We start from the raw sequence: 26699 nt of genomic DNA, 5'->3' as shown, positions 1-26699 counted from the left end.
ATGGACCCCTCTGCCCTCCCCCCCGGACCCCGTGGCCCGATGGCCGTACAGATTGCGCAGTGGCTGCGCGATCCGCTCGGCTATCTCGATCGCGCCTATGCGCAGTTCGGGCCGATCTTCACGATGCCCCAGCCGGGCACGCCGCTGGTCCTGATCAGCGGTGCAGGGCCGACGGAAACGCTGTTTACCGACCGCCGGCTGGCACTGCCCGGCGAAAGCGAACTTCGGCCGCTTCTGGGGGATCGCGCCGTGCTGCTGCTTTCGGGCCGCGAACATCGTGATCGGCGGCGGATCCTGATGCCCCCCTTCGCGGGTGGCACGATGCTGGCCTGGGGCAATGCGATCCAGGCGATGACGCGCGACTGCATGGCAGCGCGAGAACGCGCCGGTGGTGGCACCAATGTCCGCGACCTGATGCAGGAAATCACGCTGAACGTGATGCTGCAGATCGTGTTCGGCGACCATGAAGGCCCGCGCCGGCAGAAACTGCGCCGCGACGTGACCGACCGGATGCTGTTTTCCTCGACGGTGGGCGCCGTGCTCGCGCTGTGGCTGCCGATACTGCAGACGCGCCGCTGGCCGGCCTGGCGCCGCACGCTGGATGCGCAGACCGCCTGCGACCAAGCCTTCTTCGCCGAAATCGCGGCCGATCGTGCGGCGCCCGGCAACGCGCCGACCGTGCTGCGCATCCTGCTGGAGGCGACCGACGAAACCGGTGCGCCGTTGCCAGACAGCGACATCCGGGACGAGCTGATGACGATGATGGTGGCCGGGCATGAGAATACCGCCACGGCGCTTTCCTGGGCGATATATTGGGTCAACCGCTATCCGGCGGTGCTGGCGCGGCTGCGCGACGAGCTGGAAGCGCTGGGCGAAGATGCCGATCCGATAGCGGTCGCCAAACTTCCGTATCTGGAAGCGGTCTGCAACGAAACGCTGCGCATTTTCCCCCCGGTCATGATGACGCTGGGGCGCATTGCGGAGGAGGCGATGGAAATTGGCGGCCATCCCATCCCGGCCGGCACCTTCCTGCGCAGTTCGATCTACCTGACCCATCAGGATCCGGCGGTTTTCCCCGATCCCAAACGCTTCGATCCCGATCGCTTCCTGGGTGCCAGCTTTCACAAATTCGCATTGCAGCCCTTTGGCGGCGGCGGGCGCAAGTGCATCGGCGCAGGCTTTGCGCTGTTCGAGATGAAACTGATCCTGGCAGAGATGGTGCGACACTGGGATGTTCGCCTGTCGGACCGGCCGTTACGGGCCGTGCGGCGCACCGGATTGCTGGCACCCGATACCAGCTTCACGATCCATCCTACGCCGCGCCCAGCCCGCCCGCCCGCCCCGGTGCGCGAGACGCAGCCATGTGCGGCCTAGCCGGTTTCTTCACCGGATGCGCTGCCGAAGCCTTTTGCCAGGCGTCGCAGTTAACCGGATGCCCGCGCAACGGCACGGCGGCGGCGGATCGGGCGGGCGGCACGATCTTCGCGAACTGGAACGAACGCGCCTCCGTTCGCCGGGCGCCCCAACGCCGGATCGACCCGGAAGACCTGGCACTCGATCTTTTCCCGCGCGCGCTGGTGCCGGTCGTCGCCCACCCGATCGTGCTGGCACGCTATCCTGAGGCGATACCGGAACTGCTGACCCTGGCGCTGTATCGCTATCTGGATTTCACGATCAATCTGGAGATGTTCGTCGTTGCCGATACCACGCGGCTGCTGATCGCCGACCATGGCCCGGTTGCGCTCGACGCGCGGGAACGGGTGGATGCGCATCGCCTCGCATGCGACGAAAGCTACCACGCATTGTTCTGCGCCGATCTGACACAGCAGGTGATCGCGGCTTCGGGGCGCGCCCCGGCACCGGCGCAGGCCCCGCTGTTCCTGCGCCGCCTGCGCGCGCGGATGGCGCAGGAAGGGGGCGAACTGAACCGGTTCCTGTTCACGGCGCTTTCGGAAATGCTGATCACCGGCAATCTTTCCGATGCCCGGCGCAACGATGCGACGCCGGCGGCGGTACGCGGCGTGCTGAGCGATCATGCCGCCGATGAAGTGCGCCATGGCCTCTTCTATCGCGACCTGCTGGCGCGACTGCTCCACCAGAGCGGCAGCGAGTCGGCGGCACTGGCCGCCGTCATCCCCGAACTGCTGCTCGATTTCCTTTCGCCCGATCTCGTTAATATCGGGATCGACCTTGCCCATGCCGGGATCGCGCCCCACCATGCGGAGGAGATCCTGGCCGAGGTGTATGTGCCGGAACGCATCCAGCCCTATCAGCGCGCCGCATCGGCAGCGATCTTTGCACTGCTCGACGAATTCGAGCTGATCGAGCGTGCGGAAGTGGCCGATCGGTTCGCCGCTTCCGGGCTGATCGACGCATGATCGAAGCGCAGCTGGTGCCCCGCCCACGAGACACGCGCAAAACCGATTGGCGGCGGCGGCGAATGATCGGGATGGTGCAGCGCCAGCGACAGATACAGCCCCGGTTCGGGGCAATAGAGGCCGATCGTCCAGTCCGAATCATCGGGAACCGTGATGCGGCTAGCGGCCAGATCGAGCCGCGCATGGGTAAGGTCTGCCGAAAGCCCCAGCCCCAGCGCCTTTGCCCATGCCTCCTTCACCGTCCACGCCGCCAGGAACTGCGCGGCGCGGGCAGAAGGCATTGCATTGCGCAACGCGGCATGTTCGTCGGGCGCGAGCACGCCACGCGCCAGCGCCATTGCATCGACGGTGCGATCCACTGGTTCCAGATCTATGCCGACGCGCGCCGCACCGCCCAGCGCGACCGCCACCCAGCCGCCCGCGTGGGTGATGCTGAAATCGGGGCCGCCATCGGCGAAACAAGGCTTGCCGGTGTCGTCGATGCGCAGGGGAGAGCGACACCCCGCCGCCGCCGCCAGCGCATCGAGCAGCAGCCGTCCGGCCAGGAACGCCTGGCGATCGATCGGGCGGCGGAAGCGGGCCGCGCGATCGGCATCAGTCGCCGGAAGCTGCGCCGCGAAGCGGTCCAGCACCGGGTCCGCCAGATCGCGAAGCGCCAGCCAAGCGACCCGCGTGCCTGATTCGGACGCGCTACCGCCGCTGTTGTTCATGCTGCCGGGCTCGGGTGTGGAGGTGCCGGGCATGGGCCGGTCGCTGCTGGCCGACCGCAGCTTTGCCGACAGCATCGCCCAGTGCGACGAAGCCGCGCGACCCAGTTTCGCACAGCCGCTGCGCGCCTTTCTGGACGGTACGGCCGAGGACGGCGAGCCGGGATATCGATCGGCGGCGCTGGCGGCGTTCTGCATCGCCAGCGCGGCGGCGCTGAACGATCGCGGGGTGCGCGCGGACGGTTGGCTCGGCTGCAGCATCGGCGAGATTGCGGCGCTGGCGATCGCTGGCGCGATGTCGCTGGAGGATGCCTTCGCCTTCATCGCGGCGCAGGCAAGGGCGATTGCGCAGGTTGCGCCGCGCGGCACCCTGTTGTTCGCACTGGGCGAACCTGCGTTGGAGGATGCCGCCCGATACTGGACCGACGCCCATCTCGCCGGCGTCTATGCGCCGGGGCTGCTGCTGTTCGCGGCGACCGACGCCGATATCGACCGCGTGATGGCACGGGCGCAGGCGGAAGGCGCGGTTGCGCAGCGGGTACCGGTTCCGACACCGGTACACAGCCCGTTGATCGATCCGGCGCAGACGCTGGTGGCCGCCGCAGCCGAAGCGGTGCGCTGGCAGGGGCCGGGGGTGCTGCTCTCCGCAGCGGCCGGGGGCAAGATAGCGGCTGCCGATGCCGGCCATCTGTGGCGCGTGGTGCGCGCTGCGATCCGGTTCGATCGCGCGATCCAGGCAGCGGCACCGGGCACGATCGCCATCGATATAGGTCCTTCGGGCGCACTCACCTCCGCCGCTCGCCGGGCGACGAACGGCCGGGTGCGGGCGCTGGCGATCGGCGGCGCCCGGGGGCCGGATGCCGCCGGGCTCGATCGAATCGCGGGGCAGTGCCGCCACCCCGCCTGACGCCGTACGACGGACGCGGGGGGCACGGGCACCCGCCTCAGCCACCGCGCGATTGCATCGCCGTCCAATGCGCGTCGACATAACCGCTGCAGGAATCGGCGTCGCCCTCGTGGCCGGTGGCGCTCCAGCCCGCGGGCACCGGCTGGCCGGCGGGCCAGATCGCATAGGCTCCTTCCCCGTTGCGGACGACGGCGAACCAATCGCCGTCGATGGTCATATCGTCGATGGGCTTTTCAGGCATGAATGGCTTCCTCCTGGTCGAGCGGCATTGCCGATTCGAAATCGAGATAGGCGCGTAGCATCGCCCCCAGTTCGACGCCGGCGGTGCCGCGCAGCATCGAAATATGGTTGCCGCGCGCGATGGCGGTGGCGACGTGGCCGCCGGTGAGGCGGGACCAGCCCCAATCCGGGTCCGGGCTTGCGGGCGGCTCGAACGGGCGGGGCGGATCGGCCCGCTCGCCTGCCCGGACCAGCAGCATCGCCGGCAGCGGCAGCGGGGCGGCGACATGGCGCGCATTCTCTGCGCCATGCTCCTGCGACCGAGCGATCAGCACCATCGCCTCCTCGCGGTCGCGGGCAACCCCGGCGGTTACCAACGCCGCCGCAACCGCCTCGCGATCCGCGGCGGGCGGCGGCATACCGGTGATCTCCGCCGCCATGGCCGCCAGCGCGGCAAGCGCCTGCGCCGCATCCGGCGTCGCCTGTCGCGGGCGATCGGGCAGCGGCGCGGTGGCATCGAGCACGACCAGGCTCGGCGATGCCCCGCGCGCGCGCAGGCGGCGCACCGCCTCGGCGGCGACATAGGCACCGAAGGAATGGCCGATCACGGCCGCACAGGCATCGCCCACGGCGTCGGCAAGGTGATCGGCCAGCGCGGCAATGGTCGTCACGCCTTCCGGTGGCACGAACGCCAGCACGCGGCGCTCGCCCAGACCATCGGCGACGGCGAGCATGGCCTCCGGGCCGCCGCCGGCACCGCAGACCAGCACCACCGGCTGGCCCGGCCCGTCGCGCAGCGGCAGCAGAATGGGCAGCGCCGATGGGTCGCTCAGCTCGGCCGCCAACGCCCGCGGCGTGCGCATCGCCAGGATCGCACTGGGCGACACCGGCATCCCCTGTTGCCGCAACTGGCTCGCGGCCTGCAGGCTCACGATCGAATCGCCGCCCAGCGCCAGGAAATCATCGTCGGGCCCGACGGCCCGCAGCCCCAGCACCTTCGCGAAAACCTCCGCGATCCGGGCCTCTGCCCCGCTCGCCAGGATGGCGTCCCCCGCCGTGCCCTCGCTGCTGCGATAGCTCTGCGCCAGTGCCTTCAGTCGCACCCGATCGACCTTGCCCGTGGCCGTCAATGGCAGCTCGGGGAGCTGCATCACCCCCTGAGGCAGGAAGGCCAGCGGCACGTCCAGCCGCTCCAGCGCGATCGGCCGGGTCACACAGGCGATCAGCCGCCCACGCCCGTCCGGTCCCGGCACGAGCGTCGCCGCGATTTCGCCCTGCCCCAGCCCGGTGGCCGCCGACAGCGCCATCTCCACCTCACCCAGTTCGATCCGTATGCCGCGTATCTTCACCTGCCCGTCCCGCCGGCCGATGAACAGCAGATCGCCCCGCGGGACGATCCGGACGAGATCGCCCGTGCGATACATGCGGGTACCCGGCGGCCCGAACGGGTCGGGCAAGAAGCTGCGCGCCGTCGATGCCGGCAGGCCCAGATAGCCGCGCGCCAGCCCCGGCCCGGCGAGGTACAGCTCGCCCGGCTCCCCCGGCGCTACCGGCCGTAGCGCCGCATTCAGCACATAGGCCGCGACGTGCGGCAACGGCCGGCCGATCGTAATCGTGCCGCCGGGTGAAACCCGCGCCTGGGTTGCGTGCACAGTCGCCTCGGTCGGGCCATAGGAATTGAGCAGCACGGTGCGCCCGGCCCACAGCGCCGCCAGCGCGGGCGGCAGCACCTCTCCACCGACGACGACTTCGCGCAAGGTCGCCCCCTGCGCCGGCGCCAGCAGCGCGAGCAGGCTGGGCGTGGAGGCGATATGCGTCGCCCCCACCCGCTCGATCAGCTGCGTGTAATCCTCGTCCCCCACCGGCAGGGCGAGACAGCCGCCGCTCAGGATCGATGCCACGACCTCCAGAAAGCTCGCATCGAATTGCAGGTTGAGAGACTGGGCGACGATGCGCGTTGGCCCCTGCCCGTCCTGATAGGGCGCCGCGACATGGCCTATCGCACGATAGGATACCCCAACCGGCTTGGGCCGCCCGGTGGAGCCGGACGTCAGGATGACATAGGCGAGGTCGTCGGGCGCCGGCCGGGGCAGGACGACATCGTCCCCGGCCCCAGAGGGCACGCCCAGCACCACGCACCGATCCGGATCGAACAGGCCCGCCGCCGCCGGATCGACGAGCACAAGATCCGGAGACAGCGCCGCCACCGCTGCCTGCACCCGTGCCGGCGGCTGCTCCGGATCGAGCGCCGCGCTCGCCGCGCCGCACAGCCAGATGGCGAGCAGGGCGACGTAGCGCATCGGCCCGCGTTCCAGGGCGATGGCGACGATGGCACCGGGCCGGGCGCCGCGGGCGGCAAGCTGGTGGGCGACGGCCAGTGCCCGGCTGCGCAGCGCGGCATAGTCCATCGTCTGCGCACCGCAGTGGAGCGCCGGTGCCGCAGGATGGCGCGCCGCGGCCGCCAGGAACAGATCGGGCAGCAGCGGCACCGGCACACCGGCATCGATCCGCACCCTGGCCAGCGCCGCGCTCGCCGCCCGGTCCTCCGGCGTGCGATGGTCCAGCGCGCACAGCCGGGCCGTCGCGCCCTGCGCTGCCATCGCCGCCAGCAACTGCACGAACCGCGCCACCAGCCGCGCCGCATCGCCCTGCCCCAGCCGCGCCAGATCATGGTGCAGCCGGATCCTCAGCCCCTCGGCCTCCGGCTCCAGGATCAGCGCTGCGGGATAGTTCGTCTCCTCATGGCTGGTCGCCGCCGTCACTCCCAGCGCCGATCCCGCCGCCGCCTGCGCCGCCGGATAATTCTCATAGACCAGCAGCGTCTCGAACGCCGCCCGCCGCGCCCCGGCCCAGCCCTGGATCTTCGCCAGCGGCACATGGCCATGCTCGCGCGCCTGGATCAGCCCCTGCTGCACCGCCGCCAGATACGCGCCCAGCCGCGCCCCCGACGCCGCCCGCACCCGCAGCGGCACCGTGTTGATGAACAGCCCGATCATCACCTCCGATCCCGCAAGCCCTTCCGGGCGGCCGGACACGGTGGTGCCGAACACCACATCCTCCTCGCCCGTCGCCCGCGCCAGCACGATGCCCCAGGCCGCCGCCGCAATGCTCGCCGCCGTCACCCCCAGGCTCCGCCCCAGCGCCTGCACCTCGGCCCAGAGCGGCGCCGCCACCAGGCCCTCCGCTTCCGACATCCGGCGCGGACCCGCCTCGACCGCGCTTCCCAGCGGCACGCCCGTGGCCGGCGCATCCGCCAGCACCGCCCGCCAGTACCGCTCCGCCGCCGCCGGATCCTGCGCCGCCAGCCAGGCAAGAAAATCCCGATAGGGCCGCCGCTGCGGCAGCTCCGGCACCGTCCCGGACACCAGCCCACGATACCGCTCCGCCAGTTCGTCGAACAGCAGCGCCGCCGACCAGCCATCGAGCAGCAGATGGTGGTGGCTCAGCACCAGCCGCCACCCAACCTCCGTCTCCCGCACCAGCAGCGCCCGCATCAGCGGCGCCCGCGTCAGTTCAAAACCCCGCGACCGATCCGACGCAAGATACCCCGCAAGCCGATCCGCAAACGCAGCCGACGAAAGACCTCGCCAGTCCTCCTCCAACCACGGAAGCGATACCCCAGTCATCACCACCGCCACGGGCTGGCGCGCGGCTTCCCAGCTGAAGCCGGTGCGCAGTGCATCATGGGCCGTGACGATATCCTGCCAGGCCTGCTGCAACCGCGCGGGATCGATCCGTTCGAAGGCGAGCACGAATTGGACGAAATGCTCCCCCGCCCCGCCGCCAGCGGCGACATGATAGACCATGCCCTGTTGCAACGGCCCCAGCGCCTGGATCGATTCGACGCGCTTCATGCCGTCGCATCCGCTTCGAACAGCGCACGCAGCGCATCGCGTTCGGCCTCGACGAGATCGGGTTCGGCAGCGGCGACCGCCAGCGGCTGGGGCTGCGGCGCCTCCGGCGTAACCTCGCGCGCGATGGCGCGGACGGTCCGGTGCAGCAGCGGTGCCTTGGGATCGAGAATGAACCCTGCCCGCCGTGCGGCGGCCGATGCCTGCAGGCTCACGATCGAATCCCCCCCAAGCGCATAGAAATCCTCGTCCAGCCCCACCGTTTCCACTCCAAGGGCGGCAGCCAGCGCCGCGGCGATCCGCGCCTCCGCCTCGGTCATCGCCGTTGTCGTGCTTGCCCCGCCGTCGGTCTCACGAATCGGCAACAGCGCCTCTGCCGCCAGCACCGCCAGTTGCTTGCGATCGAGCTTGCCGCTGGCCGTGCGCGGAAAAGCCTCCACGCACAACATCGTCGCGGGCTGCAGCGGTGCAGGCAGCAGCGTCGCCAGGCCAACGCGGACATTGTCCAGCGCCACCGGCTGCCTTGCGAAGCCGACCAGGCGGACGCGACCGTCCGGGGCGTGCGCCGTCACTGCGGCGACATCGGCCAACGGGCAGCCGATCGCACGGGCGAGCGCCGTCTCGATCTCGCCCAGTTCGACACGGATGCCGTTCAACTTCACCTGTCCGTCGCGCCGGCCAAGATAGCGCAGCGTGCCCGCAGGCGTGAGCTGTGCAAGATCGCCGGTGCGGTACATGCGCGTGCCGGGTACACCGAACGGATCGGGCAAAAAGGCACGCGCGGTCGTCCCCGGCTGCCCCAGATAGCCGCGCGCCAGCGACGGACCGGCGATATAGAGTTCGCCGGTCTCACCGATCCCGACAGGGCGCAGCGCCGGATCGAGCAGATAGGCGGTGGCATGGCGCAATGGCCGCCCGATCGTCACCGGCTCGCCTGGACGTAGCTGCGTCTGCAGGCAGATCACGGTGGTCTCGGTAGGGCCATAGCCGTTGTGCAGACGAATGCCCGGGATCGCCGCCAGCCGATCGGCCAGCGCCTGGGGCACCGCTTCGCCGGCGAGCACGATATCGGAAACCCCGGCGGGCGGTTCGAGCGCCGCCATCGCAGAAGGAACACCGCCAAGCGTCGTCGGCACCGGCCCCTCTCCGGCGAGCAGCGCGGCGACGTCGGGAAGCAGCAGCACCGCCCCCCCGGCGTACAGCGTCGCAAACAGTTCCAGCACGGATACGTCGAACACCGTCGGCGATGCCGCCGCCACCAGCGCATCCGCGCCTGGCGCGCGCATCGCCGCCGCCGATTCGAGATATGCCGCAAGCGCACCATGCTCGATCCCGACCAGCTTGGGCGTACCCGTGCTGCCCGATGTCGCGATCACATAGGCGAGATCCTCGGCACCCCAAACCGCGCCGAGGTCGCCGCTGCCGGGCGGCAGGGGCTGGTCCAGCCGCAGTGTCGGGATCTCCTGCCCCTCCACCTCGTTCAGCCCGATCCGGAGCATCGGCCGCGCCGAAGCGAGCAGCGCCGCCCGCCGCGCCCCCGGTGCGGCCGGGTCGAGCGGAAGATAGGCAGCGCCCGCCAGCATCGTGCCGATCAGCGCGGCCACCAGATCCGGTCCGCGCGGCAGATCGATTGCGACGATGCCGCCCCGCGGGCAGCAAGAGGCCACCGCCGCTGCGATCTCCGCCGCTCGCCGGTGCAGCATATCGTAGGAGAGCACCTCCCCCCGCCAGCGGATCGCGGGCGAATCCGGTGCCCGCGCAACCGCCGCGAGGAAGGCCGCGGGAAAGGATTGCGGCGGCGCAAGCGGCGGCCGTGCCGAAAGCAACCCGCGCGCCGCGCGCACGTCTTCGGCCGTCTGGTGCGCGAGATCGACAAGCCGGCGATCACCCGGCGCATCGGCGAATGCGCGCAACAGCACATGATAGCGCTCCAGCAGCCGCTCCACCGTGTCGCGGTCGAAGCGGGCCTTCTGATAGCCGGCCTCCACCATGATCCCATCCTGCGCCATCGTCAGGTTGAAGCGCAGGGCGAAGGGTTCGGTGCTGGAATCGCGGAAGACCTGCCGGGCGGTACACCCGTCCGGCGCCGGGAGCGTGGCGGCATCCATATTGAACGTCAGATCGATGCCGCCGCCGCCCGGCATCTCGGCAAAGGGCAGATCCTGGTGGGCATAGGCGGCCAACAACGCTGCACGGGTCGCGGTAAGATGTTCGTCCAGCGTCGCATGGAGCGGCACCGGCACCGCGATCGGCAACAAATGGGTACAATATCCCACCAGCCCCGGCGCCGCGCGGCTGCGCCCGGCGATCGGCACGCCGATCGTCGGCGAAGCATCTTCCAGCGTGCGCCGCAGCAACAGGCGATGCGCTGCGAACAGCAGCATGAACGGCGTCATCCCCGCCGCGGCGGCGCGTACCCGCAGCGCATCGACGAGCGCGCCCCCGATCGATCGACGCACGGTGCCGCCCCGCCAGTCAACGGCCTGGGCGGCAGGCTCCGGAGCCGACGCCGTCTTCGCCCAGAAGGCGCGGCACCGTGCCGCCTCCGGACCGGCCAGCCAGGCCCGCTCGGTTTCGAGATGATCGGCAAAGCGCGGCGCATCCGGCAGTCCCTGGCCGGCATAGCGTTGCACCGTGCGTTCCCACAGCGTCGCCAGCGAAACGCCGTCGCCGACGATGTGGGGCAATGCCATCGCGACGCGGCACCGCCCGTCCCCCAGCCGCAGCAGCGCGGCGCGGAACAGCGGGCCACGGGCGAGATCGAACGGCGCATCGAAGAACGCGCGCTCCCATGCTTCGAGCGCACCGGCATCGCCCGCGGTGCCGGTGCGATCCACGATCGCACAGGCAGGGATCGGCGCGGCATCGAACACCATGCGCGGCGCATCCGTCCCCGCGAACACGGCGGTCAGGGCATCGTGGCTTGCCGCCTCTGCCGTCAGCGCAGCCGCCAGCCCGGCTTCGTCCACCGGCCCCTGCAGGTCCACGGCGAAGCCAAGCGTATAGGCCTGCGCGCCCGCCGGATCGAGCTGGGCCAGCGCATGGAGCTGCCGCTGCGCCCGCGAGGGTTCCGCACTGCGCCGCTTCTGGCCGATCAGCACCGCCCCGCCCGGCGCATCGCCCAGTCCGCCGGGTTCCAGCGCCTCCGCCAGCGGCAGGCCGGCGGCGCGGAATACCCGCTCCCACCCCTGCGCCGCGAGCAGCGGGGTCTCCGGCAGTCGTTCGGCGTCGCGATGGCTCCACCAGCCATCGGTCAGGCCGAACACCAGTTGCAGCCAGCGCGGCGCCGCGGTGAGTTCGTTCAGCAGCAACAGCCCACCCGGCCGCAACAGGCGGTGAATCTGGGCGAGCGTGAACGGCAGGTCGGCGGCGACGTGCAGTGCATTCGAAGCGATGATCAGATCATAGCCCGATGCCGCCATCCCCTGCGCCACCGCGTCACGATCCATGTCATAGGTGGCATAGCGCAGCCGGCTGTCGTGGCGATGCGGCCAGCGCGTCGCATCGAAGAACGCCAGCGACATATCCGTTGCGAGGTAGCGCGCCGAGCGCGTGCCCAGCGCCGCCAGCGCCTTGCCCGTGGCGCTGCCGGTGCCGGCGCCGATTTCCAATATGTCGAGCGTGGAACCGGGCGGCTGCGCTTCGACGAGCGCCGCAACGGCCCGCCCGAGCAGTTCGTTGGTCGCCGCCGCCAATGCCGGGCGCACATAAATGTCCTTCAGCAGCGTGAAATCGCCCTGCGGCGCGAGCGCATCGAGCGGATGGCGCTCGCCGCGCAGCACCGGCCCCAGCGCTTCGCCGGCGGCGCGCAGCAACGCCGCCTCCGCCCCGCCACCCAGGCGCGTCGCGGTATCGAGCAACCGGGGAATGTCTGCGGCGAGCGCGCCCTCGCCGACATCGCGCCAGCGGGCGAGCAAATCCGCCTGCGCGCGCGATCGCGGCGCGGGCGCACCCGGTTCGGCCAGGGCCGCCGCGGCATAGGCCGTGGCCGCCGCATCAAGGGCGCGGGTCCGCTCGCCATGCACGGTGCCGACATCGGGTAGCGGCGCAGCGCGCACGCGGGCGGCAAGCGACGAAGGCGCGGGCAGCAGCGCAGGCGCTTCGGCCTGCCACAAAGGCGGCGGGGTGCCTGCGTCCAGCATTCCGCCGGCACGCATTGCCGCCAGGCTGTCCAGCACGCTTTCCACGACGTGATCGATGGCCGCATCGTCGTGCGCGGTGGAAAGGAAGCAGTTGCGCCCTTCCCAGACATACACGCCGCGACAGGCCAGTTCGAGGTAGAAGGCATCGGCGTTGCGCGGAAACACGAAGCGGAACAGCGAACCGAACCGGGCGACTGCCACCGGATGGCCTGCTGTCGCGATGCCGGCTTCGATCCGCCCGACCATCGCATCGGTGCGCCTGTTCAGTTCGTCCTGCAACGCGCCGCCGGCATCGGCCAGCGTCTCCAGCACTGCCCGCGCCGCCGCCATCGACAGCGCATTCTTGTTGAAGGTGCCGCCAAAGAAGATGCGATCGGCCATTGGCGCACTGGCATCGCCATAGTTCCAGCAGCCGCCGTCGATGCCGTCCAGGAAGCGTGCCGCCCCGGCCACGGCGCCGATCGGCAGCCCGCCGCCCAGAATCTTGCCATAGGTCGCCAGATCCGGTTTCACGCCGAAAATGCCCTGGGCCCCGGCCGGATGCACCCGCAGCCCGGTCAACACCTCGTCGAAGATCAGGGCGATGCCGTGGCGATCGGCGAGCGCGCGCAGCCGCTGCAGGAATGCGGCCGGCTGCAGATCGGGCCGCCGGCTCTGCACCGGTTCGACCAGGATCGCCGCCAGCGACTCCGCCTGCGCGGCGATCGTCGCCAGCGTCGCTTCCGCGCCATAGTCCAGCACCGTCAGGTCGGCGACGAAGCCCGGCGTGACGCCGGCGGTGACCGGCACCGCCCGTTCCGCCCCGGCAGCGCCCAGCACGCCATCGAAATGGCCGTGATAGGAGCCCGAGAAGGTGACGATCCGGCTACGGCCGGTGGCGGCGCGGGCCAGGCGCAGCGCGGTCATCACCGCTTCGGTACCGGAATTGCAGAAGGCCGCGCGATCGAACCCGGTGAGGCGGCACAGCGCCTCGGCGACCGCGCCCGCGTCCGGCGATTGCGGCCCCACCACCAGCCGACGATCGCGCGCGGCACTGATCGCCGCTTCGACGGGCGCAAAGCCATGGCCGAACAGCGAGACGCCGAAACCCATCGCCAGATCGACGAAGCGATTGCCATCGACATCCCAGAGCCAGGGCCCCTCCCCCCGCACGCCGACGATCGGGAACAGCGCTTCCTTGATCGATGGACGGAAGCCGACGACGCGACGGCTGTCTGCCAGCGCGCCGCGACTGGCATCGGCAACGGCTTTGGATCCGCGATGGCGCGCGACAAAGCGATCGACCAGATCGGCGAAATAGCGCGACTGTTCGGCGGCATCCTGCTCCGCCGGCCGGGGCGCCGGAACGGGCGCGATCGGCGCGCTTGCATGTGCAACCGGCGCAGGGGCCGGGGCAGCCGGCGCATCGCCGCGCCCGGCATCGATATGCGCGGCAAGGGCAGCAATGGTCGACAGCCCTTCGAACAGCGCCCCCATTTCCACCACGATACCGAAACGCTGTTCGATCTGGCGAACCGCGTCGAGCAGCATCAGCGAATCGGCGCCGATCTCCACGAACGGTGTCTTCGGATCGATACGCCCGGGCGCGATTCCCAGCGCCGTGCCCACAATGGCGCGCAGCAGCGCGCTGGTATCGCCTTCGCCCGCCGAGGCCTGGGCAGACGATCCGGTCGCGGCAGGCAGCGGTGCCGGCGGCATTACCGATTCATCGGAGCGGACGGCCGTTGGCAGATCGATCCAGTGGCGTTCGCGCTCGAAGGGATAGGCGGGCAGGCTGATCGGCCGTCCCACCGCCTCGCCCTGCGGCAGCGGCGCATCGGCGGCCAGTGCAGCGCCCTCGTCCCCCGCGGCAAAGGCGCGCAGGGCGCCGATCAGGCTCGGCAGGTCGGGAAAGGCGAAGGCGGCGCGGTGCCGCAGGCCGGCGCGCGCGGCCAGGCTGCGTTCGACATCGGCAAGATCTTGCGTGGGCTGGCCCGCCAGATGATCGGCGATCTGCCGCGCCCGCGCCCGCAAGGCGGCGGGGCTGGCGGCGGAAAGTCGCGCCACGCCGGTGCGGGCGCGGGGCGGCGCGGGCGCGGCCGGCGGCGGCCCCACCACCAGATGCACGTTGGTACCGCTCATGCCGAAGGAACTGACGCCGGCAAGCGGACGTGCCGGGGAATAGGGTTGCGGGGTGGTCGCCAGCCGCAACGGGCTCCCCGCCCAGTCGATCCGGTGCGTCGGCGTGACCGTGCCGGGCTGCGGCGGCACGGTGCCGTGCCGCACCGCCAGGATCGCCCGCAGCAGCCCCAGCGCACCTGCCGCGGCCTCAAGATGCCCGAACCCGGCCTTGCCCGATCCCAGCGCGATCGATCCCGGGGCCGCGCCGGCGAACACGCGCGCCAGTGCCGCCGTCTCGATCGGATCGCCCAGCGCGGTGCCGGTACCGTGCGCCTCGATGAAGCCGATCGCATCCTCGAGGACGCCGGCATCCTCCAGCGCGGCGCGGATCACCGCCTCCTGCGCGCCGCCGTTGGGCGCGGTAAGGCCGTTGCTGGCGCCGTCATGGTTGCTGGCCGATCCATGGATCACAGCGTGGATCCGGTCCCCCGCCGCTTCCGCATCGGCCAGGCGGCGCAGTGCAAACAGCACCGCCCCCTCGCCGCGGCCATAGCCATCGGCCCGCGCGTCGAAACTATGGCACCGCCCGCTCGGACTCAGCGCCTTCAACTTCGAAAGCTCGATCATCGTCGCCGCGCCGATCAGCGCGTTGGCGCCACCGGCCAGGGCCAGGTCGCAATCGCCGATCCGAAGCGCCTGCACCGCCTGATGCACCGCCAGTGCCGAAGAGGAGCAGGCCGTATCGAGCTGCAACGAAGGGCCGTGCAGATCGAGAAAATAGGAAATCCGCCCCGCCGCAAGGCTGCGCGCGCCGCCCAGCGCAGACGCCTGATCGATCGCCGACGGCACGCCGCGCACGCGATCACCATAGGCATCGAACGAAAGGCCGACATACACGCCGGTGCGGCTGCCGCGCAACGTGAGGGGATCGATGCCGGCATCCTCGATCGCATTCCAGCTCGCTTCCAGCAGCATCCGGTGCTGGGGGTCCAGCGCAGCGGCGGGGGCGGGCAACAGGCGGAAAAAAGCCGCGTCGAACTGCTCGATATCGTCAAGATAGGCCGCATCCCGCACATAGGCGCGGCCGGGGGCAGAAGGATCCGGATCGTAGCAGCCGGCAATGTCCGCGCGGGTTTGCGGCGGCGGCCCGCACCGCACGGCACCCGCCAGGGTCTGCGCCCAGAAGGCGTCCGGCGTCTCCGCACCAGGCAAGCGGGTGCCGATCCCCACCACCGCGATCGGCGCGCGCTGCGCATCGAGCCGGGCCTGAAGCTGCTCGATCTGCTCGATCGCCGATTGCAGCAGCGAACGGTGCTCGGCGAGGTCGTTCATGGAAGGGTCCCCGAAAGTTCGGCACGCAACCGGGCAAGCAGATCCGATGTCGGCCGGGGTGCAGGCGCGTATGCCGGTGCGCGTGCCGCTGGCGCCGCTGCGGCCGGGTGGGCCAGCGCCGCGGCCAGCCCATCGATCGTCCGGCAATCCCAGATCATGGTTTCCGGGATGTCTCGCTCCAGCGCCTGTTCCAGTGCCACGACGAGTTCGACACTGCCGATCGAATCCAGCCCGACTTCCTCGAACGGAAGGTCGAGCGAAACCTCCGCTGCGGGCACGCGCAGGCGGCAGGCGATCCAGCCGGCGATCCAGCCCGCAAGCGCGTCGGCATCGGGCCGGGCCGGCAGCACCGCGTTCCACGCCGTGCCAGCGCTGCGCCGCCAGACGTGCAGCGTCTCCAACGTGCCGGCAGCAAAGGCTTCCGCACAGGTCCGGCGCTTCGGCTTGCCGCTGGACGTGCGCGGCAGCGTCGTCGGTCCCACCAGCGCCACCGCTTCCGGATCCGCCTGGGCCGCGCGCACACAGGCACGGCGGATCGCCAGCACCAGTTCGGCACCGCTCCACTGGCGCATCGCCCCGCGCCGTAGCGCGCAGACTACCGCATATCCCTCACCCGCCATCGCCTCCACGGGGAAGGCGATGGCATCGTCGGGCAGCAGGTCGGGATGGGCCTGGCTGGCCGCGCGCTCGATATCGTGCGGGTGCTGGGTGCGGCCCCGCAGGATCAGGCGATCCTTGATCCGCCCGGCGATGAACAATTCTCCACCGTCGAGGAAACCGATATCGCCGGTCCGCAGCCATAGGGCGCCTTCGGCATCGGACACGAAGGTCGCCGCGGTCGCCTCCGGCTTCTGCCAATAGCCGGCGCCGACGCTGGGGCCGGAGAGCAGGACCTCGCCAAGCACGCCCGGGGCAACGGGATCGCCCTTGTCGTCCCGGATCGCGATCCGGGCCTCCGGTGGCGGCATGCCGCACCCGGTCAGCGCGCGCGCCACCTCGCCGGCGGCGGGGGCGCGGGCGATGCCCTGGCGCAGGGCATCGCGGGCAAAGGCACGGACCGTGGCACCGCGCCCCGCCGTCGCCGCAGTCGCCATCAAGGTGGTCTCCGCCAGACCGTAGCAGGGCTGGAACGCCTCCGGCGCAAAGCCCGCAATCGCCGTTTCGTCGGCGAATCGCCGCAGCGTCTCCTCGAAAATCGGTTCGGCACCCAGAAAGGCCGAGCGCCAGCACGACAGGTCGAGGTGGTGCAGACGGGCCGGATCGGCGCGCTCGACGCAACTCGCCAACGCGAAGTTCGGACCGCCCGAATGGGTGATACGATGCGCGCTGATCGCCTCCAGCCACCGCAGCGGATCGCGCGAGACGCTCTGCGTCGGCAGGAACAGCGACGGCACGCCGCACAGCACCGGCACCAGGACGCCCGTCACCAGTCCCATGTCGTGAAACAGCGGCAACCAGGTCAGAAAGCGCGCGTCGGATGTCACCGCCAGCGCGCCGGCGATGGCAGCGGCGTTGGCGGCCAGGTTCCCGCGCGTCAGCATCACCCCTTTCGGCTGACCGGTCGATCCGGAGGTATATTGCAGCAAGGCAAGGTCGCCGGCAGCGAAACGCGCCGCAGGAAACGGCACCTCCCCCTCCGGGGCCACCATGGCGATCACGGCTACCCCCAATCCCTCGGCCCCCTCCGCCCCTTCGCCCGGGACCAGCATCGCGGATGCGCCGCAATCGGTTGCGATCGCCGCGATCGCCGAGCGTCGACGCCGGTGGACGGGATGGGGAACCGGCACGGCAACGACGCCCGCGGCAAGGCAGCCCAGGAGCGCGACGGCGAAGCAGAGGGCCGGGCCTTGCGGCACCAACACCCGCGCACCGGCGGGAAGCTGCGCTGTAAGGTGCGCCGCGGCCGCCGCGACATGGCGGCCCATATCGCGCCAACACAGCTGCCGACCCGGCACGCCCATGGTATCAATTGCAGCGAAAGCAGGCGAATCGGGCTGTACTGCGACGTTGGAAAACAGCGCTTCGGAAAGGTCGCACGACATCGGGAGGGTACAGGATGCCGACGGCATCAAGCCCTCACCAGAAGGTGTCGCCAAGTCATTGTGGACCGCATACGCCCTCCGAGTTGGGCCCCCACCAACGGCCCGCTGAACACAATACGAAGCACACGCGACACGGCCCGAATGTCAGTTTTTGTTCATTCTATATATTGCCATTTTATGCTATGCAACAATGGCCACCCTTGCTACAGTTGAATACAACGCATTGTAGTGTTTTGGCGTATTTCTATGAATTCAAGTCGATTCCGTTCGTCCATGAAGGATAAAGAGATGGCCACCGCAACAAAAGACCACGGGAGCAATGCCGAAGCAACCGTGCATTCTCCTACACCGAACAAAATCGAATCCGCTTCGAAGATCATCTCGAGCGCTACACGATGGAGCGCCGCTACCGGCCTGATCCCGCTACCCTTCGTGGATCTCGCCGCGCTGGCGGCAGTACAGGCCAAGATGGTGATCGATCTTTCGCATCTCTATGAACAGAAGACGAGCGAAGAGGCCGTACGCGGCACCATCTCCGTCCTGCTGGGCACGCTCCTGTCCGGCGGACTCGCCAGCTACACCACCAGCGCGGTGGCGCGTAGCGTGCCTGCGGTTGGGCTGGCCGTGGGTGTGGTGTCGTTCGGCGGATTTGCCGCAGCGGCGACCTTTGCCATCGGCAAGGTATTCGTCGCCCATTACGAAGGCGGCGGCACCTTCCATTCGTTCAGCCCGGAAGCGGTGAGCGAACGCCTGCGCCGCGACGTCGCGACCGCGAAAGCCTGATCGCCCGGTCATGCTCCCCCTGCTGATTTTTCTGCTGCTCTCCGTCGCGGTCGGCATCGTCGGCCGCGATCGGCCGCTTGGCTTTCTCGGAACGTTCGTGCTTGCTGTCATCCTGTCGCCGCTCATTGCTCTGACGGCGCTGCTGCTGGGGCAAAGCAGTCCGCCGAGGCACTAGGCAGGATGGCTAGGCAGGGGGAGGGCCGAACGTTCATGAAGATTCCGAAGCGGCGACCCTCGCCGGGAGATCCGCAACTGCGGACCTTGCTGTTCCTGCTGATCGGCGGGGCGATTCTATATGCCTCGTTCGACCATGGACGGAACCAGACCGACACCGAGCGAACCGTGAAGCGCGCGACGCAAGCGGACGAGGCAGCTGCGGCCAACAGAACGATCCTGCCCACCCAGCAGCACCGGATGGAACTGCTAACACACGCGCGGGCATCGATCGCCATCACCGCGACGACGGCCGTGATGGTGGAAAACCTGGCCAGCCCTGGCCAGTATACCTGCAATGTCGGCCTTTCCGTGTACAACAGCGCGGGTCAGGCGATCGAGGATCTGGAATTCGGCATCCAGTACACCGGCGGCGGCAGTACCGGCGGATCGGTGCACCGCGTCGAAGTGGCACCGCTTTCGGAACAGAGCATCACGCCGGTGCCCGCCACATCGGGCCAGTGCGCCGGGCTGGTGGGCGCGGTTCATGTATATCGGTGCAGCTTCCTCGACGGGTCGGATTGCACGTCCTTCGTCGTCGTCCGCCCGGAAGGGCCCCTCGCCTTGAAGCGTACGTCATGATCAGCCCGTTGGGGCTGTATATCGTCCTTGCGGCGATCGTAGCCGCATATGGCCGGAACCGGCCGCACGGCTTCTGGCGTTTGCTGGCTCTGGCGGTGGTGTTCACGCCGCTGCTGGGCTTCCTCTATTGCCGGTTCGTCGGACGCAGGATGACCGATCCAGCATGAACGGTATCCGCAGGCGCTCCGCCCTTATCGATCTGCTGCTGGGGCATCTAAGCCGGCACGCCGCACAACATCTTTTTCTGCTTGCGGCAACCGCCGGGCTGAGCGGCACGGCCCTGGCTGCCCTTGCCCTCGGCCTGCTGACCGGACAGGCCGAGGGGCTGGTCCCCGCCCTGCTGTTCGCGGTGCTCCTCATCCTGTTCGCGGTTGCCGCGCGCGCGCTGCATGTGCGTAGTGCCGCCGCGGCGGAAGACCTGCGCGCCAGTCTGCGTGGGCAGGCGACCGCCCAGCTTCTCGCGGCGGAAGCGCTGCCCGCCCAACCCTGCTTCGCGCGGCAAATGGCACGCATCCCGCCGCGGATCGCCGATGCCACGGTGATGGCGACGCTGGCGCTGCTCTGCCTGACGCAACTGGCCGGATGGATCGCCTATCTTTCCTGGGCAGTGCCGCAGGCCGCGCTGGCGATCGGCGCGGCGGTTGCGGTGACGGCGGGCTGGCAGGCGCATCACCCAGGCACGTCGCGCGAAGCCGACGATGCCATGGACGTGGTGCAGGCGCTGATCCGCGATCGCGACGCCGCCCGCCTGAACACCGATCGTGCCGGTGACCTGGCCGATAGCGCCGCCCTGCGCTTCGCGACCGCCGACACGGCACGAAGCGCCGCCACTGCCGATCGGTTCCGCGGTACGCTGCTCCTCCTGGCGATGCTCCAGCTGCTGCTCGGCGTTGCGCTGTTCGGCGGCCGCTATGCCGATGGCCTGTTGCAGGGACTGGACCCGTTGCCGGTCGCCCTGGCGCTGTTGCTGGCGGCGACGCCGCTGGCGCTATTGGCACAGCTTGCGCCTTCCCTGCTGGCGGCAGAACGCGCAGCTGCGCAATGGCACGCGTTGCAGCCGCCGATCGCCACCGCCACCGATCCGGCTGCAACCGTCCCGTTCGGCACGATCCGCCTGCGCGAAAGCGCGCCGCCGCTGGACCTGACGCTGCGATCGGGCGAAACCTTGTTGCTCTCCGGGGACAGCGAGGCGCGAAGCCGAATCCTGCGGGTGCTTGCCGGGCTCGACGCGCCGCGCACCGGCACGATTGAAGTCGATGGCGTTGCGCTCGATATCGCGGGCCGCACGCTGCAACGGATGCGCACCGCCGGCGTCCTGCCGGACACACGCCCGTTTCCCCGCCCTCTGCCGAGCCGCCCCGTCAGCGCGCAGGAGGTGGAAGCGATGCTGGTCGCGCTTGGACTGGATCCGCACGATCACTGGCGCGACGGGGCTTTCCAGGTCGATGGCGCAAGCCGCACCGAAGCCGCGCGCCTCGCCTTCGTGGGCGCGGTGCTGGAAGCGCGACCGCTGCTGGTGATCGACAACCCCGATCTGGAACGCGATTCCGATTTCCGCCGGATGCTGGCCAGCGACTGGATCGCGCGGCTGACCGCACGGGGCGTAACCGTCGCACTCGCCAGCGACGATCCTGCCTTCATACCCCTCGCCAACACCCACCTGATACTGGACGATACGACGCGAACCGGGCGCAACATGGGAATCGCACGATGAGTGAACAGCCGGGCACCGAAGCCGGAAATCCGCCGGCGGCGCCACCCTCGCCGCTGGAGCGCGTACCGCCGCGCCTGCGCGGTCTTGTGCGCTTCCTCGATCGGCTGGGCTATGAACTGATCATCGTACTGCTGGTCGCGCTGGTGTGCCTCATCGCCTTTTTCGGCAATATCGTACACAATATCCCGGCCGGCCATGTCGGGGTGCTATGGTCGCGCTTCGGCGGCGGGACGCGGGTGGACATGGTGATGGGCGAAGGCATCAACCTGACGCTCCCATGGGATCGCGTCTACATCTATGATCGCCGGCTGCAGCAGGAAAAGGCAAGCTTTGACGTGCTGATGCAGGACGGGCTTTCCGTGCATCTCGAAGTGGCATGGCGATATCGGGTCCTTGGCCGCGCCGCGCCGCTGCTCCACCAATATATCGGCGAGAATTATCGCGAGGTGCTGGTCGGCCCCGATATCCTGCAACGCACGCGCGACGTGCTGTCGGTACATGCCTCCAGCGACCTGTACAGCGCGGGGCGACTGCGCATCCAGTCGGAAATCCGCAACGCCGTCGCGTGGAACCTGCGCAACGAGTTCAACCCGCCCGAATATCCGGGAATTGACGCGGTCGTGCTGGAAGACGTGATGATCCGCGACGTTTCGCTACCGCCGGCGGTGAAGCAGGCGATCATCCAAAAGAACCAGGCGCTGCAGCGATCGCAGGAATATAACTACCGTATCGAGAGCGAGCGCAAGGAGGCCGAACGGCGCCGGATCGAGGCGCTGGGCATCCGGAACTTCCAGGAAATCGTCAACAGCAACCTGTCGGAAGGCTATCTGCGTTGGCGCGGCATCGAGGCAACGCTGGAACTGGCAAAGTCGCCCAACAGCAAGGTCATCGTGATCGGCAGCGGCCGCGACGGCATGCCGCTGATCCTCAATCCCGACGGCTCGCCCGGCGCACGGCCGGCGCGTTAGAGCGACGGCGGTGTCCGGAGATCCCGGCGCCGTCGCTTCGTTCTATCCCAAAAGCCCTGCAGCAATGGCCAGCGCGCCGATTGCCGCTGCGCCACGGGCCAGGCGCGCATCATAGGTCAGGCCCAGCAGGATCAGGGCGGCCGCGAACGGTAGCAGGCCGAACCAGGTGACCAGGGCGACGGGCCAGTCCGGGGCAGATAATGTCGCCACCAGCGCGGCCAAAAGGGCGCCCCATCCGGCGATCCGCAGCGACTGTGGCTGCGCGCGCAGATACCCGGCTCCAAGCAGGGTCGGCGCATGGCGGGGCATCGCGGCGGCGAGACCGAAGAAACCGAGCAGGGTCAGGCCGGCGGCGATCATGCGGTCTGCGCCCGAACGCGGCGGCGCGGCGCGGCGCGATGCCCCTGCCGCCAGGCAAGCCAGCCGATGGCAGCGGCGGCAGCCAGCAAGGTGGCGCTCATGCCGGTCTGCGCCGCATCCGCAAAGCCGCCGCCGGGCACCGCCGCGGCCAGGCAGCCCGTTGCCAGCAGCGACAGCAGCAGAGGCCAGCTTCGCTTCGGTGCCAGCACCACGCCCAGCAGCACCGCCCCACCCGCGCTCCACAAGGCGGCGGAGACCTCTGCCTCGGCGCGGGCCGGCATCCCCAGCGGGAGCAGGCGGTTGGCCAGCAGGAAGGCGATGCAGCCGATCGGCACACCGGCCAGCACGCCCGCGTTCAGCCGCTCGACGATACGATTGCCGAGGCTGCGCGGCGTCCGCTCGCGGCGCTTGACGACCCACAGCACCATCCCGCTCGCCACCGCCATCGTCAGCATCGCGCCGCACAGGAAATAGAGCCAGCGCGTCGCAAGCGGGGCGAAGCGGGCGAGGTGCAGGCCATAGGCAACGCCGTAGCTCTGGAGCGCGGGGCGGCTCTCGGTCCAGTCGGCCAGGACGCGGCCGGTTGCACCGTCGAAGCTGATCGCGCCGGCGGCATAGGCGATCTGGCGGGCATCGTCGCGGAACATGGTCACGGTCGACGCGGCATCGCCCGGATGGGCGATCGTCACCCGGCCGACGGGCTGGCCCAAGCGGCGCTCCGCCTCGCGCAGCATGGGGGCGAGCGGGGCCAGTGGGGCGGGCTTGCCGGCGGCGGGGCGGTCGATCTGGCCGGGCTGGAAGGCGAGGAACATCGCAGCCATGTCCTCCCCGTAATTGGCGCGGATCGCCCAGGGCATGGTGAGCGTGGCCAGCATCAGCAGCCCGGTGAAGCTGATCATGAGGTGGAAGGGCAGCGCGAGCACACCCAGCGCATTGTGCCCGTCGAGCCAGGAGCGCTGGCCCTTGGCCGGGCGGAAGGTGAAGAAATCCTTGAAGATGCGGCGATGCGCGAAGATGCCGGTGATGAGGCCGAGCAGCAGCACCATCGCCGCCAGCGAGGCGAGCAGGCGCCCCCAGGGAAAGGGCAGCTGCAGCTCGAAATGGAGGCGGTAGAAGAACTCGCCGCCCAGCGTCTCGCGCGGCACGGGCGTGCCGGAAACCGGATCGAGCGCGCGATAGACGAAGCCGGTGCCGGGATCATAGGTCGCCTCGACCGTGTTCATCCGGGCATTGGGCAGCGTAAGATACCAGCCGAACGAGCTTGGCGCCGCCTTGGAGAGAAAGCCGGCGGCGGCGGTGAGCGCGGCGGCGCGATCGGCGGTCGCGGTCGTTTCCGGGCGCATCCAGCGGCTGATTTCGGGCTTGAAGACGCTCAGCGTGCCGGCGAGGCACATCACGAACAACAGCCAGCCAAGCAGCAGCCCGGTCCAGCCATGCAGCCAGGCCATTACCTGCCGGGTACCGTCGCGCACCGCGCTCATGCCGGCGCCCCCGCCGCCCAGGCGATGCCGGCAAGCAGCGCCGCTGCGCCGAGGATGCCGCCGAGCGCACGCCACGGGCCGGGTGCGAGAAACGCCCAGAGCGTTGCGACCGGCGCGACCAGGAAGGCGAGCATGGTCGCCGATACGGTGGCATCCAGCCGATTCATTGGCAGGGTACGCGCCGCCGCCGCCGCGAACCAGGCGGCAACCAGATAGGCGCCGACGCTGCCGGCGACCGCGCGGACCGCGACGTTCGCCCGATAGCCCAAGCCGTGGCGGAAATGCACCCCCATGCCTGCCTCAGTAGCTGAAGGTGATGCTGCCGAGCACGCTGCGCGGCGCGGCATAGAAGGCCTGGCCCCACATGAGGCTGCCCAGATAGGTGCTGTCCGTCACGTTGCGGAGATTGATCGCGGCGCGGACGTGATCGACCAGGCGGATGCTGGCCATCAGGTCCAGTACGGCATACTCATCCTGCGTCACGCTGAAATCGGGGCTGCGGACCCTGTTCTGCCAGCGCAGCTGGGCACCCAGCTTCAGGTCGCGCAGATCGGGCACGGCATAGGTGGTGGCGAGCTTGAGGCTCTTGGTGGGGAGGAACACGCGGGCGGGGGCGCCGGCGGCATCCTCGATCTCCAGCCCGGTATAGCCGCCGCTGATCGACCAGTTGTCCGTCACGCGGCCGCCCAGTTCGAGCTCGAAGCCGCGGGCGGTAGTGTCGACGCCGACATAATAGTTGCTGCCCAGCTTGCCGGGATCGCCGGGGCCGAACTGGCCCGCGACGGTCGCGAGATTCTTCTGCCGGGCGCGAAACAGCGATGCTGTGGCATAGAGTCGACCGCCGAACCATTCGCTCTTCAGCCCGCCCTCGATGCTGGTGCCGGTGATCGGCGCGAGCCGGCGCCCGCGCACATCCGATTCATCCTGCGGATTGAAGATGCTGGTATAGCTTGCGTAGAAAGAGACATTCGACGTGAGGTCATAGGTGAAGCCGGCATAGGGGCTGACCCTGCCATTCTTGCGGTAAAGATCGGCGCCATAGGAGATGCCGCCGGCCTCGAGCCAGGTCGCGCCGGCGCCGACGACCGCCTTCAACTGGTCGGTGAGGTTCAGGTGCGCGGCACCATAGACACGGGTGACGTCGATGCGGCCGTTCGCCTCGAGCGTGACCGGGCCGGTTCCCGGATCGGCAATGCCGCCGGTGGCGAGGTTCGGGACCGCCGGATAGGCGATGAGGCTGTTGCCTGCCCCCTGCCATTGGCGGTTGTCCTGCCGGCCGCGCGACACGCCGAACGCCAGCTGATGCGCGCGGCCGAACAGGGTGAGCGGGCCGGAGGCGGTGACATCCCCCAGATACTCGTCCGTTTCGGACGGGTAGAAGCCAACCTGGCCCCGGATGCCGAGCCCGGTCGCCTTGTCCGGCGTGCCGAAGGCATAGAGCAGCTTCGCGGTCTGCTGGTTGTTGGCATAGGTAACCACGCCCTTGGCCTGCCAGCCGCTGCCCAGATCATAGGCGAGTTCGCCGAAGGCGCGCTGATCGGTGGTATCCCAGAAGGTCCAGGGCGCCGCGGGGGTTGCCGAGCGCGCATAGGGGATGCGGCTGCCGTCGCCATAGGTAAGCGGCAACGCGCCCCACAACACGCCCCTCGCGTCATTCTCCTGGCGGCTGTAGCCGGCAGTCGCAGTGAGCTGCGGCGTCACCTTCCAGCTGGCGATCAGGCCGGCCACGTTGCGGTTCACATGGTTGTAGGCGAGGTGGGAATCGCGATTCTCGTGCGCATAGATGGCGCGGACGGCGAAGCTGTCGGTCACCGGTACCGAGACATCGGCCTCGGCGCGCCAGCGGTTCCACGAACCGGCCTGCACGCTGCCCTTCGCCTGGAAGCTGTCGGTCGGGCGCTTGCGGACATAGTTGATCGTCGCGGAGGGGTTGCCGACGCCGGTCATCAGCGCGTTGGCGCCGCGGATCGCCTCCACCCGGTCGAACAGCGCAGTATCGAGGTCGCCATATTGGATGCCATAGGCAACCGGCAGGCCGATCCCGTCGACCTGGAAGCTGGCGATGTCGAAGCCCCGCGAATTATAATAGGTACGGTCCGTCTCCACGCGTTCGACATTGATGCCGACGGTCTGGTCGAGCAGGTCGTTGATGTTGGTGAGCTGAAAATCCTGGATGCGCGCCTGGTCGATGATCGTGATCGACTGCGGCGTCTCGCGCGGGGAGAGCGCCAGGCCCGTGGCGCTTTGCGACGATTGGACGATGCCGGTGACGACGATTTGGCTCTGCTGATCGGCCGCCTTGTCACCATCGTCGTCCGGGCCGGCGAATGCCGTGCCGGGCAGCGCGAACAGCGCGGAGGTGAGCAAAGCGATACGCAATGACGACGGCATGATCCGGCTTTTCCTTCAAGGTCTCGTGCAACGCCCCGCCCTTAGGATCAACATCTATTGCGAGTCAAACGCATTATCATTCGAGACATGGAGAGCGATGCAGGTTCCGCCAGTGGACAGGATGGGAGCCGCATGGCTGCCCGAAAGGCACAAGCGGAGACCGGCAGGAGAAGTGGCTCGGTTTGTCTGGACAGGCTCGCGGCTTCGATAAGTGGATCGCCGTTGGTTGCTCATGCCGCAGCGAGAAGCGGCTGGTCGAAATATATCTGGTCTGGCGTGCAGCCGCCAAGCGCAGAATGCGGTCGGACGGCATTGTAGAAGCCGAGATAGCGGCCGATGCCGGCGCGCGCCTCGGGGACCGAAGCATAGGCGTTGAGATACACCTCCTCGTATTTCACCGAGCGCCATAGGCGCTCCACGAACACATTGTCGCGCCAGCAGCCTTTGAATTACGGTGACAGTTTACTAAACACACTCACTAATCGCCATTCGCTTTGGCTTGGGCCCGCGTTTCTGTACTGCCAGGGTT

18 protein-coding genes and 1 pseudogene are annotated in these 26699 nt (G+C 69.3%); 9 read left to right on the top strand and 10 right to left on the bottom strand.

The features are described 5' to 3' along the window. The gene (locus DD559_RS06560) at positions 1 to 1374 is read left to right on the top strand and encodes a cytochrome P450 (protein ID WP_116468478.1); all 1374 of its coding nucleotides are present in this window, start codon (positions 1 to 3) and stop codon (positions 1372 to 1374) included. Next, positions 1362 to 2378, top strand: a complete 1017-nt coding sequence (locus DD559_RS06555) for a diiron oxygenase (protein ID WP_116468477.1) — start codon at positions 1362 to 1364, stop codon at positions 2376 to 2378. Before DD559_RS06560 ends, DD559_RS06555 begins: the two co-directional genes overlap by 13 nt. Here the strand turns inward: DD559_RS06555 and DD559_RS06550 are convergent. Continuing rightward, positions 2270 to 3088 carry a 4'-phosphopantetheinyl transferase family protein gene (locus DD559_RS06550; protein WP_116468476.1) on the bottom strand — a complete coding sequence of 273 codons (819 nt, stop codon included), beginning with the start codon at positions 3086 to 3088 and terminating at the stop codon, positions 2270 to 2272. The genes DD559_RS06555 and DD559_RS06550 overlap by 109 nt on opposite strands. Here DD559_RS06550 and DD559_RS06545 point away from each other — a divergent pair. Then, positions 3051 to 3992 carry an acyltransferase domain-containing protein gene (locus DD559_RS06545; RefSeq protein WP_133243786.1) on the top strand — a complete coding sequence of 314 codons (942 nt, stop codon included), beginning with the start codon at positions 3051 to 3053 and terminating at the stop codon, positions 3990 to 3992. The genes DD559_RS06550 and DD559_RS06545 overlap by 38 nt on opposite strands. Positions 3993 to 4029: 37 nt before the next feature. Here DD559_RS06545 and DD559_RS06540 read toward each other — a convergent pair whose 3' ends face one another. From DD559_RS06540 to DD559_RS06525, 4 genes are read right to left on the bottom strand one after another with little or no spacing between them, the layout of a single operon-like run. After that, complete coding sequence (locus tag DD559_RS06540) at positions 4030 to 4233, bottom strand: MbtH family NRPS accessory protein (RefSeq protein WP_206364464.1); 204 nt, start codon at positions 4231 to 4233, stop codon at positions 4030 to 4032. Further along, entirely contained in the window at positions 4226 to 8065 is a 3840-nt protein-coding gene (locus tag DD559_RS06535) for a non-ribosomal peptide synthetase (RefSeq protein ID WP_116468474.1), read from the bottom strand. Before DD559_RS06535 ends, DD559_RS06540 begins: the two co-directional genes overlap by 8 nt. Further along, entirely contained in the window at positions 8062 to 15636 is a 7575-nt protein-coding gene (locus DD559_RS06530) for a non-ribosomal peptide synthetase (protein WP_116468473.1), read from the bottom strand. The genes DD559_RS06535 and DD559_RS06530 overlap by 4 nt, the downstream gene beginning before the upstream one ends. Then, complete coding sequence (locus DD559_RS06525) at positions 15633 to 17678, bottom strand: non-ribosomal peptide synthetase (RefSeq protein WP_165831019.1); 2046 nt, start codon at positions 17676 to 17678, stop codon at positions 15633 to 15635. Before DD559_RS06525 ends, DD559_RS06530 begins: the two co-directional genes overlap by 4 nt. Positions 17679 to 17951: 273 nt before the next feature. On the opposite strand from DD559_RS06525, the gene DD559_RS06520 reads away from it, so the two are divergent. From DD559_RS06520 to DD559_RS06505, 6 genes are read left to right on the top strand one after another with little or no spacing between them, the layout of a single operon-like run. Beyond that, positions 17952 to 18461, top strand: a complete 510-nt coding sequence (locus tag DD559_RS06520) for a DUF697 domain-containing protein (RefSeq protein WP_165831017.1) — start codon at positions 17952 to 17954, stop codon at positions 18459 to 18461. A 10-nt stretch (positions 18462 to 18471) separates the two neighbouring features. Then, positions 18472 to 18636 carry a hypothetical protein gene (locus DD559_RS19765; protein WP_165831016.1) on the top strand — a complete coding sequence of 55 codons (165 nt, stop codon included), beginning with the start codon at positions 18472 to 18474 and terminating at the stop codon, positions 18634 to 18636. A gap of 35 nt (positions 18637 to 18671) precedes the next feature. After that, on the top strand, positions 18672 to 19256 hold the full coding sequence (locus DD559_RS06515) for a hypothetical protein (protein WP_116468470.1): 585 nt from the start codon (positions 18672 to 18674) through the stop codon (positions 19254 to 19256). After that, positions 19253 to 19423, top strand: a complete 171-nt coding sequence (locus DD559_RS19760) for a hypothetical protein (protein ID WP_165831015.1) — start codon at positions 19253 to 19255, stop codon at positions 19421 to 19423. Before DD559_RS06515 ends, DD559_RS19760 begins: the two co-directional genes overlap by 4 nt. After that, positions 19420 to 20970, top strand: a complete 1551-nt coding sequence (locus tag DD559_RS06510) for an ATP-binding cassette domain-containing protein (protein WP_116468469.1) — start codon at positions 19420 to 19422, stop codon at positions 20968 to 20970. The genes DD559_RS19760 and DD559_RS06510 overlap by 4 nt, the downstream gene beginning before the upstream one ends. After that, on the top strand, positions 20967 to 21938 hold the full coding sequence (locus tag DD559_RS06505) for a prohibitin family protein (protein WP_116468468.1): 972 nt from the start codon (positions 20967 to 20969) through the stop codon (positions 21936 to 21938). The genes DD559_RS06510 and DD559_RS06505 overlap by 4 nt, the downstream gene beginning before the upstream one ends. Positions 21939 to 21980: 42 nt before the next feature. Here the strand turns inward: DD559_RS06505 and DD559_RS06500 are convergent, their stop codons facing one another. From DD559_RS06500 to DD559_RS06480, 5 genes and pseudogenes are all read right to left on the bottom strand, one after another. After that, positions 21981 to 22298 carry a DUF3325 family protein gene (locus DD559_RS06500; protein WP_116468467.1) on the bottom strand — a complete coding sequence of 106 codons (318 nt, stop codon included), beginning with the start codon at positions 22296 to 22298 and terminating at the stop codon, positions 21981 to 21983. Beyond that, the gene (locus DD559_RS06495; protein ID WP_116468466.1) at positions 22295 to 23779 is read right to left on the bottom strand and encodes a PepSY-associated TM helix domain-containing protein; all 1485 of its coding nucleotides are present in this window, start codon (positions 23777 to 23779) and stop codon (positions 22295 to 22297) included. Before DD559_RS06495 ends, DD559_RS06500 begins: the two co-directional genes overlap by 4 nt. Continuing rightward, entirely contained in the window at positions 23776 to 24072 is a 297-nt protein-coding gene (locus DD559_RS06490; protein WP_116468465.1) for a ketohydroxyglutarate aldolase, read from the bottom strand. Before DD559_RS06490 ends, DD559_RS06495 begins: the two co-directional genes overlap by 4 nt. A 7-nt stretch (positions 24073 to 24079) precedes the next feature. After that, a complete protein-coding gene (locus tag DD559_RS06485; protein ID WP_116468464.1) occupies positions 24080 to 26170 on the bottom strand; it encodes a TonB-dependent siderophore receptor in 2091 nt (696 codons plus the stop codon). 230 nt (positions 26171 to 26400) lie between these two features. Then, positions 26401 to 26616 (bottom strand): annotated as a pseudogene (locus DD559_RS06480) (integrase core domain-containing protein); the annotation flags it as partial. Positions 26617 to 26699 lie beyond the last annotated feature (83 nt).

It is taken from the genome of Sphingomonas pokkalii, assembly GCF_003096275.1.
GTDB lineage: Bacteria > Pseudomonadota > Alphaproteobacteria > Sphingomonadales > Sphingomonadaceae > Sphingomonas > Sphingomonas pokkalii.
Note: the sequence above shows the minus strand (reverse complement) of the source record. Positions and strands in the feature narration are given on the sequence as shown.